This window comes from Bacillus sp. N447-1 (assembly GCF_022701035.1).
Taxonomy (GTDB): Bacteria; Bacillota; Bacilli; order Bacillales; family Bacillaceae_G; genus Bacillus_A; species Bacillus_A cereus.
This window is the reverse complement of record NZ_CP065509.1, coordinates 4470907-4487405: the sequence shown is the minus strand read 5'-3', so window position 1 is coordinate 4487405 and position 16499 is coordinate 4470907. Positions and strand designations below refer to the sequence as shown.

The window sequence follows — 16499 nt, the reverse complement described above, 5'->3', positions numbered from 1 at the left end:
CTTTATTTTTTATCCCGAGGATCTTCGTACTTTATTAATTGCCGCGGGAGCTTCTCAATTGCAACAATTACCCCCTCTAATTTACTTTCAATACGGTGGAGTAAATATAATGTTACAACAATCGGAAACCCTACATTACCTATCATCTTGATCCACTCTTCCACCCTCTTCCCCTCCTTTCATTATATAAGTAAGAGAAAACACTGCATTTAGGCATAAAAAAACAAGCTATTATGTATTAGCTTGTTTTTCAAATAATGATGCAATTTCTCGTTTATAGTCCCCGCGTATAATACCTCTCTCAGTAATAATTCCTGTAATTAATTCATTCGGTGTTATGTCAAATGCTGGATTATAAACATCCGTTCCAATTGGTGCTACTTGTTTTCCAAAGATTTTCGTAACTTCTGTTTCATCTCTTTCTTCAATAATAATTTCGGCTCCAGTTTCTTTCGTAACATCAAATGTTGACAGTGGCGCAGCAACGTAAAATGGGATATTAAAGTACTTTGCTAAAATAGCTAAATTCATTGTCCCTATTTTATTGGCTGTATCTCCATTTGCGACAATTCGATCCGCCCCCACAATAATTGCGTTTATTTCTTTCGTTTGAATAGCATGAGCTGCAGTATTATCTGTTATAAGGGTCACATCAATATTTGCTTGCTTCAATTCCCACGTCGTTAAGCGACCACCTTGTAAAACTGGTCTCGTTTCACACGCATATGCATGTAAACGCACACCTTTCTCTTTTCCAATATAAAAGGGAGCTAATGCAGTTCCATATCTGGCAGTTGCGATACTTCCAGCGTTACAGATTGTTAAAATATTATCGCCATCTTTAAAACATGTTAACGCATATTCCCCAATATTTCGACACACCTCTTCATCTTCCTGTTGAATGCGAAGCGCTTCTTCTTCTAATATTTTTTGCGCTTCTTTTATTGTAGTAATCTCTCGAATAGATTCTCTCATACGATCAATTGCCCAAAATAAATTTACTGCCGTTGGGCGTGATGTCCCTAAATAGTTACAGTCTCTATTAAACTTCTTTTGAAATTCTTCGATATGTAAAGTATTATATTTTTTCGCTGCAAGCGCCAAGCCAAATGCAGCTACAATTCCAATTGCAGGCGCTCCGCGTACTTCTAACATTATGATACTTTTCCAAACCTCTTCAATAGTCGTTAATGTTTTGTATTCTGTGCTATGTGGCAATTTCGTTTGATTTAATACCGCAATTGCATCCCCTTTCCAACTTACAGATCTCGGAACCGTAACGATTGTACTCATGCTTTTACACCCCTTGAAACTGTCTGTTGAAATAATGTTCGAAACAGTTGAATATCAGCACTTTTAGATTCATATTTTATTAGTTCTTTTCCTAAGGATAGCGCTTGTTTCTTAGCTTGAATTCTTGTTTCTTTATTTTCTATTTCATCTAAATCTGCTACATGAGCTAAACCAATTGTTCTACGAATTAGTTCACATCCGGCAAATCCAACAGCATCAGTAAAGATATTTTGCAAAATAATTGGTAACCATTGTTTTTCTTTCGTATATGCTTCTACACCTTCTCCAATCCATAACTTTGTAAAAGTCTCTACAAAATAACTCCACGTCTTTTCTATATGGAAAAATAGTACACTTCTCTTTTCTTCTTCTCTAGATAACGCATTTAATAATAGATTTGCAATAAATTGACCTATGTCAAACCCAAATGGGCCATATGTCGCAAATTCTGGATCAATCACTTTCGTTTCAGAAGGTGACGAAAAAATACTACCAGTATGTAAATCACCATGAATAAGAGTTTCTTTTCTTGTTAAGAACTTATATTTATATTGTGCTACTTTTAGTTTTAAAGTTTTATCACTCCAAAGTTCATCAACCACGAGCTGTAAATCTGGCTCATAATCATTTGTATCATAATGCCCAAACGGATCTGTAAACACTAAATCCTCTGTAATTTTACATAGGTCCGGATTTACAAAGGTACCTTCTAGTATCCTCTTCTCTTCTGACTGTAAACCAAAATCTGAAGTGTAAAATAAAACATGTGCTAGAAAACGACCAATATGCTGGGATAAAAGCGGATATTCTTCTCCGTCTATTAATCCTTTTCTTGTAATTGTTAGTCTTGATAAGTCTTCTATTACCGTTATCGCTAACTCTTCGTCATGACTGTACACTACTGGAACATAATCCGGTACATACTGCGCAAAAATTTGTAATGCCTTGCTTTCAATCGTTGCTCTTTTTATAGACAATGGCCAGCTTTCACCAACTACTTTCGCATAAGGCAGTGCTTGTTTTATTATAATGGATTTCTCTCCATCATCTAATTTGAACACGTAATTTAAGTTTCCATCTCCAATTTCATGACAAATGACATTTGCCTTCTCTTCAAAATAGCCATAATCTTTCGCATATTGTACAGCTGTTATTTCTGTTAATGAATAATATCCCATCTTCTTCTCCCCCTTTTTAAATTCAGAGGTTTTTCTAACATAGAAAAACCTCTTTCCACTAAGAAAGAGGTTTGAAGTTTATCTTCTCCCCTCTTATCTGCCAGAAAGTTTTACTTTCTGCTGGAATTAGCACCGTGCCTTTTGGCGTAATAAACGCCCCATTTCACAATGGTATTACGGTCGGTTGCTGGGCTTCATCGGGCCAAATCCCTCCACCTGCTCTTGATAAGAGTTGTATAATTTTTTGAATTTTTAACTTTATGTTGAAGACTATACCAAGAATAAAAATCACTTGTCAACATTTTATTTGTATAATTCTGGACGGCGATCCGCAAAAACTGGAATTCCTTTACGTACTTCTTTAATTTTCTCGAATTCAAGCTCTCCAAATAAAATTGATTCCTCTTCATTCGCCTCTACTACAACTTCACCCCAAGGATCCACAATTAAAGAATGACCTGCAAACACATTATTCGGATCCTTCCCTGCTCTATTACACGCAACAACATAACACTGATTTTCAACTGCTCTTGCTTGCAATAGCAAACGCCAATGTGCTAAACGAACTAATGGCCATTCAGCTACAACAAATAATACTTTTGCCCCTTTAGCAGTATGAACACGCATCCACTCTGGAAAACGAATATCATAACAAATTGTTCCAGCGCATTCAACATCATCTAGCTTAAATTCGCCCGTACCATTACCAGCTATTAAATATTTATGTTCATCCATAAGCTGAAATAAATGTACTTTACTATATTCGTTGACTAACTGTCCTTCATTATTTACAACATACATCGTATTTGTAACGCCTTGCTCTGTTTGCTTTGCTATGGACCCACCAACAATATGTACATCATATCGCTTCGCCCATTCTATTAACTTTTCTTTCGTTTCCACTCCATCCCTATCTGCAATTTCAGAAAGTCTCGTTAAATCATATCCTGTTGTCCATAGTTCTGGTAAGACGATAACATCTGGCCTTTCCTTCATAGCTTCACTTATTTTATTTTTAGCATTCTCAATATTTTTTTCTACATCTCCAAAAACAATATCCATTTGAATACATGCGACTTTCATTTTTTCAGCCCCATTCTTATTTTTCTCTTTACAAAATACTGGAAAGATTATATCATTTGTCACTAGAATTGTAACAACTTTCAAAAGAGGTGGAAAGTATGAAATTATTTCAACCTTCTGAGATAGTAACATCATTGCCAACACAATTTTTCGCTTCACTTGTTGCAAAAGTTAACAAAGTCGTTGCAGCTGGTCACGATGTTATTAATCTAGGTCAAGGTAATCCAGATCAACCAACACCGCAGCATATCGTAAAAGCTTTACAAGATGCTGCCGAAAAGACCATTCATCATAAATATCCGCCATTTCGCGGACATGAAAGCTTAAAGGAAGCCGTGGCTACATTCTATAAACGTGAATATGGCGTCGAATTAAACCCAAAAACTGAAGTTGCTATTTTGTTTGGTGGGAAGGCTGGACTAGTAGAATTACCGATTTGTTTTACAAATCCTGGTGATACGATTCTCGTTCCGGATCCAGGTTATCCAGATTATTTATCAGGGGTTGCTTTAGCAAAAGCACACTTTGAAAGAATGCCACTTATTGCAGAAAATAACTTTTTACCAGATTATACGAACATTGATGCCTCTATTGCAGAGCGTGCAAAATTAATGTTTTTAAACTATCCAAATAATCCTACCGGTGCTACTGCATCAAAAGATTTTTTTGATGAAACCATTCACTTTGCTAATAAACATAATATATTAGTTGTTCACGATTTTGCTTATGGCGCTATCGGATTTGATGGTCAAAAACCTGTTAGTTTCTTGCAAGCAGATGGTGCGAAAGATATAGGAATTGAAATTTACACATTATCAAAAACTTTCAATATGGCTGGCTGGCGCATCGCTTTTGCTGTAGGGAATGAAAGTGTGATTGAAACAATTAACCTATTACAAGATCATATGTATGTTAGTATATTCGGTGCAGTTCAAGATGCCGCTCGAGAAGCGCTATTAAGTTCACAGTCTTGTGTAATAGACCTTGTAAATAGTTACGAATCTCGAAGAAACGCTCTTATTTCAGCCTGTCACTCAATTGGTTGGAATGTAGACATTCCAACAGGATCGTTCTTTGCATGGCTTCCCGTTCCAAAAGGATACACCTCTGAGCAATTTTCTGATATTTTACTAGAAAAAGCACATGTCGCAGTTGCTCCTGGTGTCGGATTTGGTGAGCATGGCGAAGGGTATGTCCGTGTTGGTCTCTTGCATACAGAAGATAGATTACGAGAAGCCATTAATCGAATTGATAAATTAAATTTTTTCAAAAAGTAATTGACAACACGAAAAATATCTGACAAAATTCAGTTATCTTAAAAATTTAAACATTTCTAAATACTTCTTATCAAGAGCAGGTGGAGGGACGAGCCCGACGAAACCCGGCAACCGATCTACAATTGTAGACACGGTGCTAATTCTCGCAGCATTACGCTGACAGATAAGGAGCTGGTTGTAAAAAAACCTCTCCTTAGCTGAGAGGTTTTTTTATTTAACTAGGAGGTTATAACAATGAGCGGAATTATAGCGACGTATTTAATCCATGATGATTCACATAACTTAGAAAAAAAAGCTGAGCAAATTGCACTCGGTTTAACAATTGGCTCTTGGACTCATTTGCCACACTTATTGCAAGAACAATTAAAGCAGCATAAAGGCAACGTCATTCATGTTGAGGAATTAGCTGAACATGAACATACCAATTCGTATTTACGTAAAAAAGTAAAACGCGGAATTATTAAAATCGAATATCCGCTATTAAACTTCAGTCCAGATTTACCAGCGATTTTAACGACTACATTTGGAAAGCTATCACTTGATGGCGAAGTAAAATTAATTGACTTAACTTTTTCAGACGAGTTAAAAAAACATTTTCCTGGTCCAAAATTCGGGATAGATGGTATTCGAAATCTTTTACAAGTGCATGATCGTCCCCTTTTAATGAGTATTTTTAAAGGAATGATTGGACGAAACATTGGGTATTTAAAAACGCAATTACGCGATCAAGCAATTGGTGGTGTAGATATAGTAAAAGATGATGAAATATTATTTGAAAATGCATTAACACCACTTACGAAACGCATTGTATCTGGAAAAGAAGTTTTACAATCCGTATATGAAACATACGGACATAAAACGTTATATGCCGTAAATTTAACAGGACGAACTTTTGATTTAAAAGAAAATGCTAAACGTGCAGTGCAAGCTGGAGCTGATATTCTATTATTTAACGTATTTGCTTACGGACTAGATGTACTACAATCACTTGCAGAAGATGATGAAATCCCAGTTCCTATTATGGCACATCCTGCTGTAAGTGGTGCTTATTCAGCATCCAAGTTATATGGAGTTTCATCTCCATTATTACTTGGAAAGCTACTACGTTATGCTGGGGCTGACTTTTCATTATTCCCATCTCCATACGGAAGTGTTGCGCTAGAAAAAGAGGAGGCTCTTGCTATCTCAAAATATTTAACTGAAGACGATGCATCTTTCAAGAAGAGCTTTTCTGTTCCGTCTGCTGGTATTCATCCTGGTTTCGTTCCCTTTATTGTACGAGATTTCGGTAAAGATGTTGTTATTAATGCTGGCGGCGGGATACACGGACATCCAAATGGAGCGCAAGGCGGCGGTAAAGCTTTCCGTACTGCAATTGATGCTACTTTGCAAAATAAACCACTCCATGAAGTAGACGACATAAATTTGCATAGTGCACTACAAATATGGGGAAATCCCTCTTATGAGGTGAAATTATGAGTATTCAAGTATTTTGTGATTTCGATGGCACGATTACAAATAATGATAACATTATGTCCATTATGGAAAAATTCGCACCACCAGAAGCCGAAGAAGTAAAGAATAAAATTTTATCACAAGAACTATCCATTCAAGAAGGTGTTTCTCAATTATTTCAATTAATACCTACTAATCTGCACGATGATATTATTCAATTTTTAATAGAAACTGCTGAAATCCGTAGTGGTTTTCATGAGTTTATACAATTCGTAAAGGAAAATAACATTTCTTTTTACGTGATATCAGGTGGAATGGATTTCTTCGTCTATCCACTCTTACAAGGAATCATTCCAAAAGAGCAAATTTATTGTAATGAAACAGACTTTTCAGCAGAGTTTATTACAGTTAAATGGCCTCATTCTTGTGATGATCATTGTCAAAATCATTGCGGATTATGTAAATCATCATTAATCCGTAAATTAAGTGATACAGATGACTTTCATATTGTAATTGGAGATTCTATTACTGATTTACAAGCCGCGAAACAAGCTGATAAAGTATTCGCTCGCGATTTTCTTATTACAAAGTGTGAAGAAAATCATATTGCTTATACACCGTTTGAAACATTTCAAGATGTGCAAGCTGAATTAAAACTTTTGTTGGAGGTGAAGGCATGAAACAACTTTTTCGTCAATGGTATGACTTAAGCGAGATAAAAAAAGAGTTAACAACACGAAATTGGTTCCCAGCAACAAGTGGTAATATTTCTATAAAGGTTAGTCATGAACCACTTACTTTTCTTATTACGGCAAGCGGTAAAGATAAAACAAAAACCACTCCAGATGATTTTCTATTAGTAGATCATGTAGGAGTTCCCGTTTTAGAGACTGAATTACGCCCTTCAGCAGAAACAATATTGCATACACACATTTATAACAATACGAATGCCGGTTGCGTACTTCATGTTCATACAACCGATAATAATGTCATCACAAATTTATATAGTGATGCAGTCACCCTTCAAAATCAAGAAATTATTAAAGCTCTCGATATTTGGGAAGAAGGTGCAACCATTCACATTCCTATTATCGAAAACCATGCCCATATCCCAACACTTGGAGAAAACTTCCGAAAGCATATACAAGGAGATTCGGGTGCAGTATTAATCCGTAACCACGGTATTACCGTATGGGGCCGAGATAGCTTTGATGCAAAGAAGAGATTAGAAGCTTATGAGTTTTTATTCCAATTTCATATAAAACTATTATCAATTCAAGGAGGCGTTTCTAATGGCGCAAATTCGTATTCATGAAGTAAATACTCGTATTGAAAATGAAGTGGAAGTATCTAAATTTCTACAAGAGGAAGGCGTTTTATATGAGAAATGGAATATTTCTAAACTTCCTACTCATTTAAATGAAAATTATTCGTTAACAGATGAAAACAAAGCTGAAATATTAGCTATTTTTTCAAAAGAAATCGCTGATGTTTCAGCACGTCGAGGTTATAAAGCACATGATGTAATCTCACTTTCAAGTAGCACACCTAACCTTGACGAATTATTAATTAATTTCCAAAAGGAACACCATCATACAGATGACGAAGTTCGCTTTATCGTCAGTGGTCACGGCATTTTCGCTATTGAAGGTAAAGATGGGAAATTCTTTGATGTTGAACTTGAGCCAGGCGATTTAATATCTGTTCCTGAAAATGCAAGACATTATTTTACCTTGCAAGATGATCGCCAAGTTGTAGCTATTCGTATTTTTGTGACAACTGAAGGCTGGGTTCCAATCTATTAAGGTAGTTAGTTGAATAAAAGGACTTGGACCCCCTTTTCCAAACTTTTATTCACTCTACATATATACATCCTCCTATGGAACAGGCTTATTTCATTTTGAAATAAGTCTGATTTTTTATTTACTTGAAAGTACCATTTCATCACAAATTTACACCTTAATTTTTCAAGTGCATTTTTCGAACATTTTTTGAACATTTATTGAATTTTTTCTGAAAATTCTGTTTTATATGTGATATACTACAATTAACTTAGAAGGAAAATAATATTGCAAACAGAGGGGGATAATCATGAGCTTACTTATCGCACTTATACTTGGAGTTACATGTGGAGCATTTCCTGTTATTTTAGGAGCTATTATGGAAGAGTTAGAAATTGGTGTTTTAGGATTTGTCGCATCTTGTGTAAGCGCTTTATTATTTGGTTTATTCGGCGCTATTCCTGTTTCAATTCTGTGTGCTTTTTATATAATACGCCATGCTCGTACAAAACAATTTGGTCCTAACCACATCGCACAAATTATCCCGTTCCCGGTTGAACGATGCCGCCGCGCTTCTAACTTATAATTATAAAAATTAAACATGACTAAATAAATAAAAGTCCTCAAATGAGGACTTTTATTTATTTTCTTCTAGAAATTGAAACAATTCTTGTAGATGTAGGGCATCTTCACCATAGCTAACAGATACATGAAATATACCATCAATCTCAGCTTGCATATAAAGATCCACTCCATCACGATCATATTTCAATGCCAAATAAAACTCCATTTCTTCTAACATCTTTTTTGAGGTTCGAATTACATAATGTCCCTTCTCATCTCTTCCATATTCAAATTCTGGTTCAAAATCATATTTTTGTTTAAAAGCTTCTTTTTGTTTTTCATTAATTTGCATACAAGTAGCTCGCTGTACAGTATCAATCATCTCATCAAACTTTTGAAGGTCCACCTCGTTTACCCCCTTATATATTTTTTATATAGTACTTGTGTTCCACTATTCTCTTCGCCATCCTTAATTAACTCTTCATACAATTCTTTCGCCAAACTTAAGCCTGGGACTGGTAATTGTAATTTTTCTGCTTCCTCTAAAGCAATTTTCATATCTTTCATAAAATGCTTTACATAAAATCCTGGCTCAAAGTCTCCTTTTAACATTCGAGGAGCTAAATTACTTAATGACCAGCTACCTGCTGCCCCTGTTGAAATACTCTCTAACACTTTATCTGGATTCAGTCCAGCCTTCTTCGCGTAAGCGACAGCCTCACATACTCCAATCATATTGGAAGCAATCGCAATTTGATTGCACATTTTTGTATGTTGTCCACTCCCAGCTGGTCCTTGTAATTGAATGTTTGTTCCTAACTTTTCAAGTAAAGGTAAGCATCTATCATATATTTCTTTCTCCCCACCTACCATAATTGCGAGTTTTGCTTCTTTCGCACCAACATCTCCTCCTGAGACAGGTGCATCTAACGTATATATATTTTTGCTTTTTGCAACTTCATTAATCCGTTTTGCTAAAGTAGGTGTAGATGTCGTAAAGTCAATTGCTATCGTACCTTCTTTTGCATGTTCTATAATTCCTTCTATACCAAAATACACTTCTTCTACATCATGTGGATATCCAACCATTGTCATTACAATATCAACTTGCTTCACTAACTCTTTTGGCGTATTACACCAATTTGCACCATCTTGCACTAAAGAATCTGTTTTTGCTTTCGTTCTATTATATACATATACTTTATGACCATCTTGCATTAAGTGATAAACCATACTTTTTCCCATTACGCCAATACCAATGAAACCTATTGATAAAGTTTTATGTTCCATTTTCTCATCCCCTTTGTTCTAATAAATCATTTACCATCTTTCGGAACTCTTTATTAAAGTCATCATCCATACTATTTTTCACATTTGAAAATAAAATAACAAAAGTTCCTTTTTCTTTATTAAAATTATTGAAAGTGTTCCAACCAGATAATACACCATGATTATGAAAATAATCTGGATATATATAAAAACTAAATGCATATTTCCGTTCTGCTGAAGGTGAAAACATTGCTTGTATACTTTGTTCAGAAAGAAGTTTTCCATTTATAATTGCTTCGTCTAATTTCTTCATATCTCCAACTGTCGTATACATCTCACCACAACCATATAGCCAATCCATGCCTAACTTCTGCGCTGGTACAAGCTCTTGATCTTTTTTCACATAACCCTTTGTAAAATTTTTATCTCCAGGTACCATATTTCCCATACCGGATTCATGCATATCTGCTTTTACAAATATGTTTTCTTTTATGTAATCTCCTAAAGGTTTTTTCGATATATGTTCTATTATATAAGCAAGCACCATATAATTATAATCTGTATATCTCCAACCTGTTCCTGCAGGAAATTCTAAATTTTGACGTCCAATCCAATTAATTAATTGTAAGCGGGAAGCCGCATTAATATTGCCTTTTGCGTGTTCAGGTAAACCAGAGGTATGCGTTAATAAATGATATAGCGTAATATTTTTATTCTCCGGAAATGAAGGAATATATTTATTTACATTATCTTGAATATTCAATTTCCCTTGTTCTTGCAGCTGTAAAATAGATGTGGCAACGACTGTTTTCGTAATAGAACCGATACGATATTTTGTTTGAGGCGTATTTTCTATTTTATTTTGAACATCAGCATACCCATATCCTTTATTCAATATAACATGCTCTTTATCTGTTACCAAAACTGTTCCATTGAATTGCTTTCCGACTAAATATTGATCTAATTTTTGAGATATGCTAGCATAATCAATTTGTTGCTCTTCTTTTTCTTCTATATTCCCTTGTACTTCCGATTCAATAGTAGGATTCACTTTAGTTGTTAATACAGTGTTTTCCTTTATATTGGGGCTAACAAGAAAATAGTATACTCCGCCGCCAACTATAGCAGACAGTGAAGCCACCACCATTACTTTTTTTATCATATTGATCCTCCATAATTCCTTCGCTAAAAATTGTCCCCCTATTCTATTATCAAACAATAAAAAAAAATCGCAACAATTTGTTGCGAAAAATCACATTTTTTCTTTTCTATACACACATACTTGATTCTTTCCATTTTTTTTCGCTTCATATAATGCAATATCCGCTCGTTGCATTAATTCTTCTCTTGTAGTTCCTTGTTCATATAACGCAACCCCAAAGCTAGCTGTTAACTTCGAAATTCCAGTGAATTGCTTTGTTTCAATGAAGAATCGTAATGATTCCGCAACTTGAAATGCTTCCTTTTCTACTGTATTTGTCACTAATATAATGAATTCTTCCCCTCCCCATCTTGCAAATACATGTTGCTGCTCCACTTTAGATTTCATAAGCTCTGCAAGTTGTATTAATGCCAAATCGCCAAAATCATGACCATATGTGTCATTAACTGTTTTAAAATTATCTATATCAAATAAAATAATTGCTATTTTCTCATCATTACGTATTACCTTTTCCCATTCTACCTCTAGTATTTGTTGAAACTTTAAACGATTATAAATCTCTGTCAATGAATCTATCATAGCAAGTCTTTCTTGTTCTTGATAGATTTCATCTAATTCTGTAATTTCCGTGCACTTTACAATAAATCTTGATAAATCTTCTGGCAATGGTGTCGCACGTAATAGAAAAGTAGATACTGCCCCTTCATAATTTGACATCTTAATTCTTCTACCGCTTGATAAAGTATCGTCTAGCCATGTTATATCATGCGTCGTCGAGTAGTATCCATTTTCTCTAATAAAATGTTCAGCAAATACTAAATGTTGCTCGCGATAGGCAAACAAATTTTCATATCCGAAAAACGTTAAAAAATTTGTATTACAATCAACAATTTCATCATCTTCTACTATAAATAATAAATCATTTTGAAAATCAAACATCGTTTGAAGCAGTTCCTGTTGTAAACTAACTTGCCTTACTAAAGAAAGTTGATACAAACTCTTATTCACTTCTTCTAACACTGCTTGCGGAGTTACAGGGGCTATTACAATATTACGTATTCCTAATGCAAGTACATCTGTAAATTCCTTTGTTATTTGTTGATCCCAAATGACAATGAATGTACTTTGCGAGGTATACATATTCTTTATATATTTTATTTGAGAATAATCTGTTACATACATAATTATAATGTGCGGTTTCGTTCTTTGAAATAATAGTTCGCCCTCTTCAAAACTATTTGCTATAAACATACATTTTGGATGGATATTTTCTATCGTTTGTTGATGTTTACATCCATTTTCTATATAAAGGACATTTAACTGCAGATCTTGTAACACATTTTGGAAAACCGTATTCTCTAATAAAAATGTAGTATGTTCATCACTAGTCTTCACTCACTTCATATATCTTGTTCTACTGAATTCCTCACAAACATTTCTAAAAGACTGTTCTCCAATAAACTTTAATTTGTGAGAAATACATATTAACAAGCTAATTGAGAATGTTATCTTCCTTTTCACTCTATAAATTCCTTTTTAGTGTATGATTATAGGAATTATATCGTTTGTATGAATGCCCTAGCTTATTTCTTAAAACTTGACAATTAAAATAAAGATATTATATTCTTAAATTCGATAACTTACAAAATGTAAGTAATATACATTGCGTTTTCCCGATAATTTTATATACAATTTGGAGGATATATTATGACAAACGACAACTTTTTTAACGTTCTATATGAACGCACATCTACACGTGCATTCAACCCAAATAAAGAAATCTCATCTACAGAATTACATGAGATTTTAAAAGCAGCAGCACAAGCACCTTCCGCTTGGAACTTACAACACTGGAAATTCCTTGTTTTTCAAGGTGAAGATGTACAAAAACGATTACACCCAATAGCTTATAACCAACAACAAATTCTTGATGCTTCTGCAGTAGTCGCTATTTTAGGTGATTTAGAAGCTTATAAAAATATTGAGCCAGTATATGGTCCAATTGTAGAACAAGGATTTATGAAAGAAGAAGCAAAAGAACGCTTAGCTAAAAATATTGAATCTGCATATGCTCGTGAACAATTCCCAAGAGATGCTGCCTTTTCAAATGCATCTTTAGCAGCAATGCAACTTATGCTTGCAGCTAAAGCAACTGGTTGGGATACTTGTGCTATTGGTGGCTTCAATCCACAAGCACTGACAGACGAATTTAACGTTTCATCTCGTTACGTTCCAATTATGCTTATTACAATTGGGGAATCAACTTTAAAAGGCCACCCTGCACCTCGCATGAGCGTAGAGCAAGTAAGCGAGTGGGCAAAATAATAAAAAACGAAGGCAACTACATTGCCTTCGTTTTTTATTCCCTGTCATAATTTTGTAATATTACTACAAATCATTCGACATTTATACTTATGGAAAAGTATATTCTATTCCCTTCTCATAAATAAACGTGACGTTTCGTGTCGAATTTTGTTAAGCTGTTGAAATATACCCGTGTATTTTTGTTACAATTGTGATACAATGATAACAAATAGATAACAAGAGAGGGATTTTCATTGAGTTCATACGGAAGCTTTATCGCACTTTTATGTTACATAGTAACTGTACTGCTTCTATATTTTATTGGTGATGCCGCAAACATCTCCATTTTACAATTTCCAAAAGAAGAAGCATTCCAATTAGAATCAGAAAAACATACTGCACGATCCATTGTACCACTACTCCTAGCTCTTCCTGTATATATCATCGTTTTATATAAAAGTAAAAAAGTGTAAAGGCTACCCATTTCATTTATTTCGGTGGTTTTTACATTTTTTTGTTATATTCCACCTATTTTAAACATCATTCCATACTAAACACCCAGCTAGTCATTTAAAATGAGAAAATCCCCTAGAAAAAATTCCACTCTCTGTCCAGTCACTAACTACCGAACTTACATAGATTATAAGTGTGAAGGGGGTGATGAGGATTATGTTTGGATCATTTGGATGCTGTGATAACTTTAGAGAATGTCATCATCATGAAAGAGAGCGCGACCATCGCGAGAAAGAGAGAGAGAGAGAGGTTAGACCACAACAACCAGCTGTATGTAACGTACTTGCTAGCATTTCAGTTGGAACAGAACTTTCTCTTTTAAGCATTAGAGGTAATGGTACTTTCAACAATGTAATTTTTGAAGGTTTCGCTAACGGTGTTGCTCTTTTCTCTGCTTTAGCTCGTAATGACAAAGACAACAAAGATAACAATAAAGACGATAAGAACAATCAAAATCGAAATACTTTTACTGGTATTTTACGTGTATGCCCAACTGATATCGTTGCAATCGCTATCTAATTCTGTCTCTTATCCTCGATAGTAAGCAAATAAGATTTACTTTTCTCATAGAAAAAACCTGAGACCGATTTCAAATCGACTCAGGTTTTTTTATTAATTATATGCTTTTAACTAGTTCAACAACTTCTTCAGCAGTTGACATCATTAATGCTTTTTCTGCTAATGTTTCCATTTCTGCTTTTGACAACTTGCTTAGCTGTGTTCTTGCAGGAAGAATAGATGTTGCACTCATACTGAACTCATCTAAACCTAATCCTAATAGTAATGGGATAGCAAGTGAATCGCCCGCCATCTCACCACACATACCAGCCCATTTTCCTTCTTTATGAGCAGCATCGATAACCATTTTTACAAGACGTAAAATAGATGGGTTATATGGTTGGTATAAGTATGATACTTGTTCGTTCATACGGTCTGCAGCCATTGTGTATTGGATTAAATCATTTGTTCCGATAGAGAAGAAGTCAACTTCTTTCGCGAATTGATCTGCTAATACTGCTGAAGCTGGGATTTCAACCATCATACCAACTTCAATAGAATCAGAAACAGTTGTACCCGCTTCTACAAGTTTCGCTTTCTCTTCTAATAAAATTGCTTTCGCTTGACGGAACTCATCAAGAGTTGCAATCATTGGGAACATAATTTTTAAGTTACCGTATACGCTAGCACGAAGTAATGCACGAAGTTGTGTACGGAACACATCTTGCTCATCAAGACATAAGCGAATTGCACGGTATCCTAAGAATGGGTTCATTTCTTTTGGTAAATGTAAGTATGGAAGCTCTTTATCTCCACCGATGTCAAGTGTACGAACAACGACTGGTTGACCTTCTTTTACACCTTCAAGAACTGCTTTATACGCTTCGAACTGCTCTTCTTCTGTTGGAAGATTGTCACGACCCATGTATAAGAATTCTGTACGGTATAAACCAACGCCTTCTCCGCCATTATCGATAATACCTTGTACATCATTTGGTGTTCCGATATTTGCAACAAGCTCAACGTGATGTCCGTCACTTGTTACAGTAGCTTGGTCTTTTAATTTAGCCCATTCAGCTTTTTGCTCTTCAAATTTCGCTTTCTTTTCTTCAAACGAACGAAGAGTTTCTTCTGATGGGTTTACAATTACTTCTCCATCTAAACCGTCAATGATAACGATATCGCCGTTTTGGATTTTCTCCATAACAACTTTCGTACCAACAACAGCTGGAATTTCCATAGAACGAGCCATAATTGCAGAGTGAGATGTACGTCCACCGATATCAGTAGTGAAACCTTTTGCATACTTACGGTTTAATTGAGCTGTATCAGATGGTGTTAAATCTTCAGCAATGATGATTACCTCTTCAGAAATTGTACCAGGGTTTGAGAAGTTAATTCCTAGTAAATGTGCAAGAACGCGTTTTGTTACGTCACGAATGTCCGCAGCACGTTCTTTCATATATTCGTTATCCATGTTTTCAAACATAGAAATAAACATTGATGCAACTTCATCCATTGCAAATTCAGCATTTACTTTTTCGCTATTTACTTTATCTTTTACTGGGTTTACTAGTTCTGGATCATTTAACACTAATAAATGTGCTTCAAAGATCGCAGCTTTGTCAGCACCTAGCTCAGCAAATGCGTGGTCCTTAATAGCTTCTAATTCAGTTTTTGCTTTCTCAAGCGCAGCGTCTAAGCGTGCAATTTCTGCAGCTTCGTTTGTAATTGATTTCTTTTCGATGTTAAATTCAGGATTTTCAAGTCTGAAAGCCTTTGCAATAGCAATCCCACTTGATGCAGCGATCCCTTGAATGTTAAGAGTCATTATTCTCCTAATCCTTCGTTTTTCATAGTTTCTTCGATAGCTGCTAGTGCTTGAGCTGCATCATCACCATTTGCAGTGATTTTAATTTCTGCGTTTTGTTGAATGCCTAAAGACATAACGCCCATGATTGATTTTAAGTTAACGTTCTTTCCGTTATACTCTAAGTTAATATCAGAACCGAATTTGCTTGCAGTGTTTACAAGTAGAGTTGCTGGACGAGCATGAATTCCTGAGTCGCTAGTTACTTTAAAGATTTTTTCCATGATAATTTATCTCCTTTAAATTACAGTA

At 35.0% G+C, this 16499-nt stretch carries 18 protein-coding genes, 1 pseudogene and 2 riboswitches; of the genes and pseudogenes, 9 read left to right on the top strand and 10 right to left on the bottom strand.

The features are described from left to right. Positions 1–2: 2 nt before the first annotated feature. The 4 genes from IQ781_RS22965 to IQ781_RS22950 all read right to left on the bottom strand — a co-directional run bounded on the left by IQ781_RS22965 (position 3) and on the right by IQ781_RS22950 (position 3638). Positions 3–164, bottom strand: a complete 162-nt coding sequence (locus IQ781_RS22965) for a YvrJ family protein (protein ID WP_000393335.1) — start codon at positions 162–164, stop codon at positions 3–5. A 67-nt stretch (positions 165–231) separates the two neighbouring features. Then, positions 232–1293, bottom strand: coding sequence for an S-methyl-5-thioribose-1-phosphate isomerase (gene mtnA, locus IQ781_RS22960; RefSeq protein WP_139846718.1), 1062 nt, complete (start codon positions 1291–1293; stop codon positions 232–234). Continuing rightward, the gene (mtnK, locus tag IQ781_RS22955; protein WP_000542687.1) at positions 1290–2471 is read right to left on the bottom strand and encodes an S-methyl-5-thioribose kinase; all 1182 of its coding nucleotides are present in this window, start codon (positions 2469–2471) and stop codon (positions 1290–1292) included. The genes mtnA and mtnK overlap by 4 nt, the downstream gene beginning before the upstream one ends. A 90-nt stretch (positions 2472–2561) precedes the next feature. Continuing rightward, positions 2562–2703: riboswitch (SAM riboswitch) on the bottom strand. A gap of 71 nt (positions 2704–2774) precedes the next feature. Then, positions 2775–3638, bottom strand: coding sequence for a carbon-nitrogen family hydrolase (locus IQ781_RS22950; protein WP_002204714.1), 864 nt, complete (start codon positions 3636–3638; stop codon positions 2775–2777). Between the two features lie 14 nt (positions 3639–3652). Between IQ781_RS22950 and IQ781_RS22945 the strand changes: the two genes are divergently transcribed. From IQ781_RS22945 to IQ781_RS22920, 6 genes are all read left to right on the top strand, one after another. After that, a complete protein-coding gene (locus IQ781_RS22945; RefSeq protein ID WP_000765510.1) occupies positions 3653–4831 on the top strand; it encodes a pyridoxal phosphate-dependent aminotransferase in 1179 nt (392 codons plus the stop codon). Between the two features lie 64 nt (positions 4832–4895). Further along, a riboswitch (SAM riboswitch) is annotated at positions 4896–5001 on the top strand. A 64-nt stretch (positions 5002–5065) separates the two neighbouring features. Beyond that, positions 5066–6310 (top strand): 2,3-diketo-5-methylthiopentyl-1-phosphate enolase, encoded by a 1245-nt coding sequence (gene mtnW / locus IQ781_RS22940; protein WP_000014181.1) that lies wholly within the window; start codon positions 5066–5068, stop codon positions 6308–6310. Continuing rightward, entirely contained in the window at positions 6307–6966 is a 660-nt protein-coding gene (locus IQ781_RS22935; protein WP_000027461.1) for a 2-hydroxy-3-keto-5-methylthiopentenyl-1-phosphate phosphatase, read from the top strand. The genes mtnW and IQ781_RS22935 overlap by 4 nt, the downstream gene beginning before the upstream one ends. Continuing rightward, positions 6963–7601, top strand: coding sequence for a methylthioribulose 1-phosphate dehydratase (locus IQ781_RS22930; RefSeq protein WP_000811341.1), 639 nt, complete (start codon positions 6963–6965; stop codon positions 7599–7601). Before IQ781_RS22935 ends, IQ781_RS22930 begins: the two co-directional genes overlap by 4 nt. Next, positions 7579–8091 carry a 1,2-dihydroxy-3-keto-5-methylthiopentene dioxygenase gene (locus tag IQ781_RS22925; RefSeq protein ID WP_000057314.1) on the top strand — a complete coding sequence of 171 codons (513 nt, stop codon included), beginning with the start codon at positions 7579–7581 and terminating at the stop codon, positions 8089–8091. Before IQ781_RS22930 ends, IQ781_RS22925 begins: the two co-directional genes overlap by 23 nt. A gap of 286 nt (positions 8092–8377) precedes the next feature. Beyond that, positions 8378–8653: a hypothetical protein gene (locus tag IQ781_RS22920; RefSeq protein WP_000054659.1), complete on the top strand. Its 276-nt coding sequence runs from the start codon at positions 8378–8380 to the stop codon at positions 8651–8653. Positions 8654–8704: 51 nt separating this feature from the next. Here the strand turns inward: IQ781_RS22920 and IQ781_RS22915 are convergent, their stop codons facing one another. The 4 genes and pseudogenes from IQ781_RS22915 to IQ781_RS22900 form a co-directional block, all read right to left on the bottom strand. After that, on the bottom strand, positions 8705–9037 hold the full coding sequence (locus IQ781_RS22915) for a DUF3909 family protein (RefSeq protein ID WP_000365619.1): 333 nt from the start codon (positions 9035–9037) through the stop codon (positions 8705–8707). A gap of 5 nt (positions 9038–9042) precedes the next feature. Then, positions 9043–9921 (bottom strand): NAD(P)-dependent oxidoreductase, encoded by an 879-nt coding sequence (locus IQ781_RS22910; RefSeq protein WP_000400431.1) that lies wholly within the window; start codon positions 9919–9921, stop codon positions 9043–9045. Between the two features lie 4 nt (positions 9922–9925). Continuing rightward, complete coding sequence (locus tag IQ781_RS22905) at positions 9926–11062, bottom strand: serine hydrolase (protein ID WP_000592910.1); 1137 nt, start codon at positions 11060–11062, stop codon at positions 9926–9928. A gap of 90 nt (positions 11063–11152) precedes the next feature. Beyond that, a pseudogene (locus IQ781_RS22900) lies at positions 11153–12444 on the bottom strand (GGDEF domain-containing protein). 325 nt (positions 12445–12769) lie between these two features. Here IQ781_RS22900 and IQ781_RS22895 point away from each other — a divergent pair. The 3 genes from IQ781_RS22895 (at position 12770) to IQ781_RS22885 (ending at position 14398) form a co-directional block, all read left to right on the top strand. Further along, entirely contained in the window at positions 12770–13387 is a 618-nt protein-coding gene (locus IQ781_RS22895) for a nitroreductase family protein (protein WP_139846717.1), read from the top strand. Between the two features lie 233 nt (positions 13388–13620). Further along, positions 13621–13839 carry a hypothetical protein gene (locus IQ781_RS22890; RefSeq protein ID WP_000100485.1) on the top strand — a complete coding sequence of 73 codons (219 nt, stop codon included), beginning with the start codon at positions 13621–13623 and terminating at the stop codon, positions 13837–13839. 196 nt (positions 13840–14035) lie between these two features. Continuing rightward, on the top strand, positions 14036–14398 hold the full coding sequence (locus IQ781_RS22885) for a DUF3915 domain-containing protein (RefSeq protein ID WP_000468041.1): 363 nt from the start codon (positions 14036–14038) through the stop codon (positions 14396–14398). Positions 14399–14495: 97 nt separating this feature from the next. Here IQ781_RS22885 and ptsP read toward each other — a convergent pair whose 3' ends face one another. Then, entirely contained in the window at positions 14496–16208 is a 1713-nt protein-coding gene (gene ptsP / locus IQ781_RS22880; protein ID WP_000174207.1) for a phosphoenolpyruvate--protein phosphotransferase, read from the bottom strand. Then, the gene (ptsH, locus tag IQ781_RS22875) at positions 16208–16471 is read right to left on the bottom strand and encodes a phosphocarrier protein HPr (RefSeq protein WP_000411080.1); all 264 of its coding nucleotides are present in this window, start codon (positions 16469–16471) and stop codon (positions 16208–16210) included. The genes ptsP and ptsH overlap by 1 nt, the downstream gene beginning before the upstream one ends. Positions 16472–16499 lie beyond the last annotated feature (28 nt).

Excerpts from the sequence above, each read along its gene's own strand:
- mtnA (WP_139846718.1), bottom strand. The coding sequence starts at position 1,293 with ATGAGTACAATCGTTACGGTTCCGAGATCTGTAAGTTGGAAAGGGGAT.
- mtnK (WP_000542687.1), bottom strand. The coding sequence starts at position 2,471 with ATGGGATATTATTCATTAACAGAAATAACAGCTGTACAATATGCGAAA.
- IQ781_RS22945 (WP_000765510.1), top strand. The coding sequence starts at position 3,653 with ATGAAATTATTTCAACCTTCTGAGATAGTAACATCATTGCCAACACAA.
- mtnW (WP_000014181.1), top strand. The coding sequence starts at position 5,066 with ATGAGCGGAATTATAGCGACGTATTTAATCCATGATGATTCACATAAC.
- IQ781_RS22935 (WP_000027461.1), top strand. The coding sequence starts at position 6,307 with ATGAGTATTCAAGTATTTTGTGATTTCGATGGCACGATTACAAATAAT.
- IQ781_RS22930 (WP_000811341.1), top strand. The coding sequence starts at position 6,963 with ATGAAACAACTTTTTCGTCAATGGTATGACTTAAGCGAGATAAAAAAA.
- IQ781_RS22925 (WP_000057314.1), top strand. The coding sequence starts at position 7,579 with ATGGCGCAAATTCGTATTCATGAAGTAAATACTCGTATTGAAAATGAA.
- IQ781_RS22920 (WP_000054659.1), top strand. The coding sequence starts at position 8,378 with ATGAGCTTACTTATCGCACTTATACTTGGAGTTACATGTGGAGCATTT.
- IQ781_RS22910 (WP_000400431.1), bottom strand. The coding sequence starts at position 9,921 with ATGGAACATAAAACTTTATCAATAGGTTTCATTGGTATTGGCGTAATG.
- IQ781_RS22905 (WP_000592910.1), bottom strand. The coding sequence starts at position 11,062 with ATGATAAAAAAAGTAATGGTGGTGGCTTCACTGTCTGCTATAGTTGGC.
- IQ781_RS22895 (WP_139846717.1), top strand. The coding sequence starts at position 12,770 with ATGACAAACGACAACTTTTTTAACGTTCTATATGAACGCACATCTACA.
- IQ781_RS22885 (WP_000468041.1), top strand. The coding sequence starts at position 14,036 with ATGTTTGGATCATTTGGATGCTGTGATAACTTTAGAGAATGTCATCAT.
- ptsP (WP_000174207.1), bottom strand. The coding sequence starts at position 16,208 with ATGACTCTTAACATTCAAGGGATCGCTGCATCAAGTGGGATTGCTATT.
- ptsH (WP_000411080.1), bottom strand. The coding sequence starts at position 16,471 with ATGGAAAAAATCTTTAAAGTAACTAGCGACTCAGGAATTCATGCTCGT.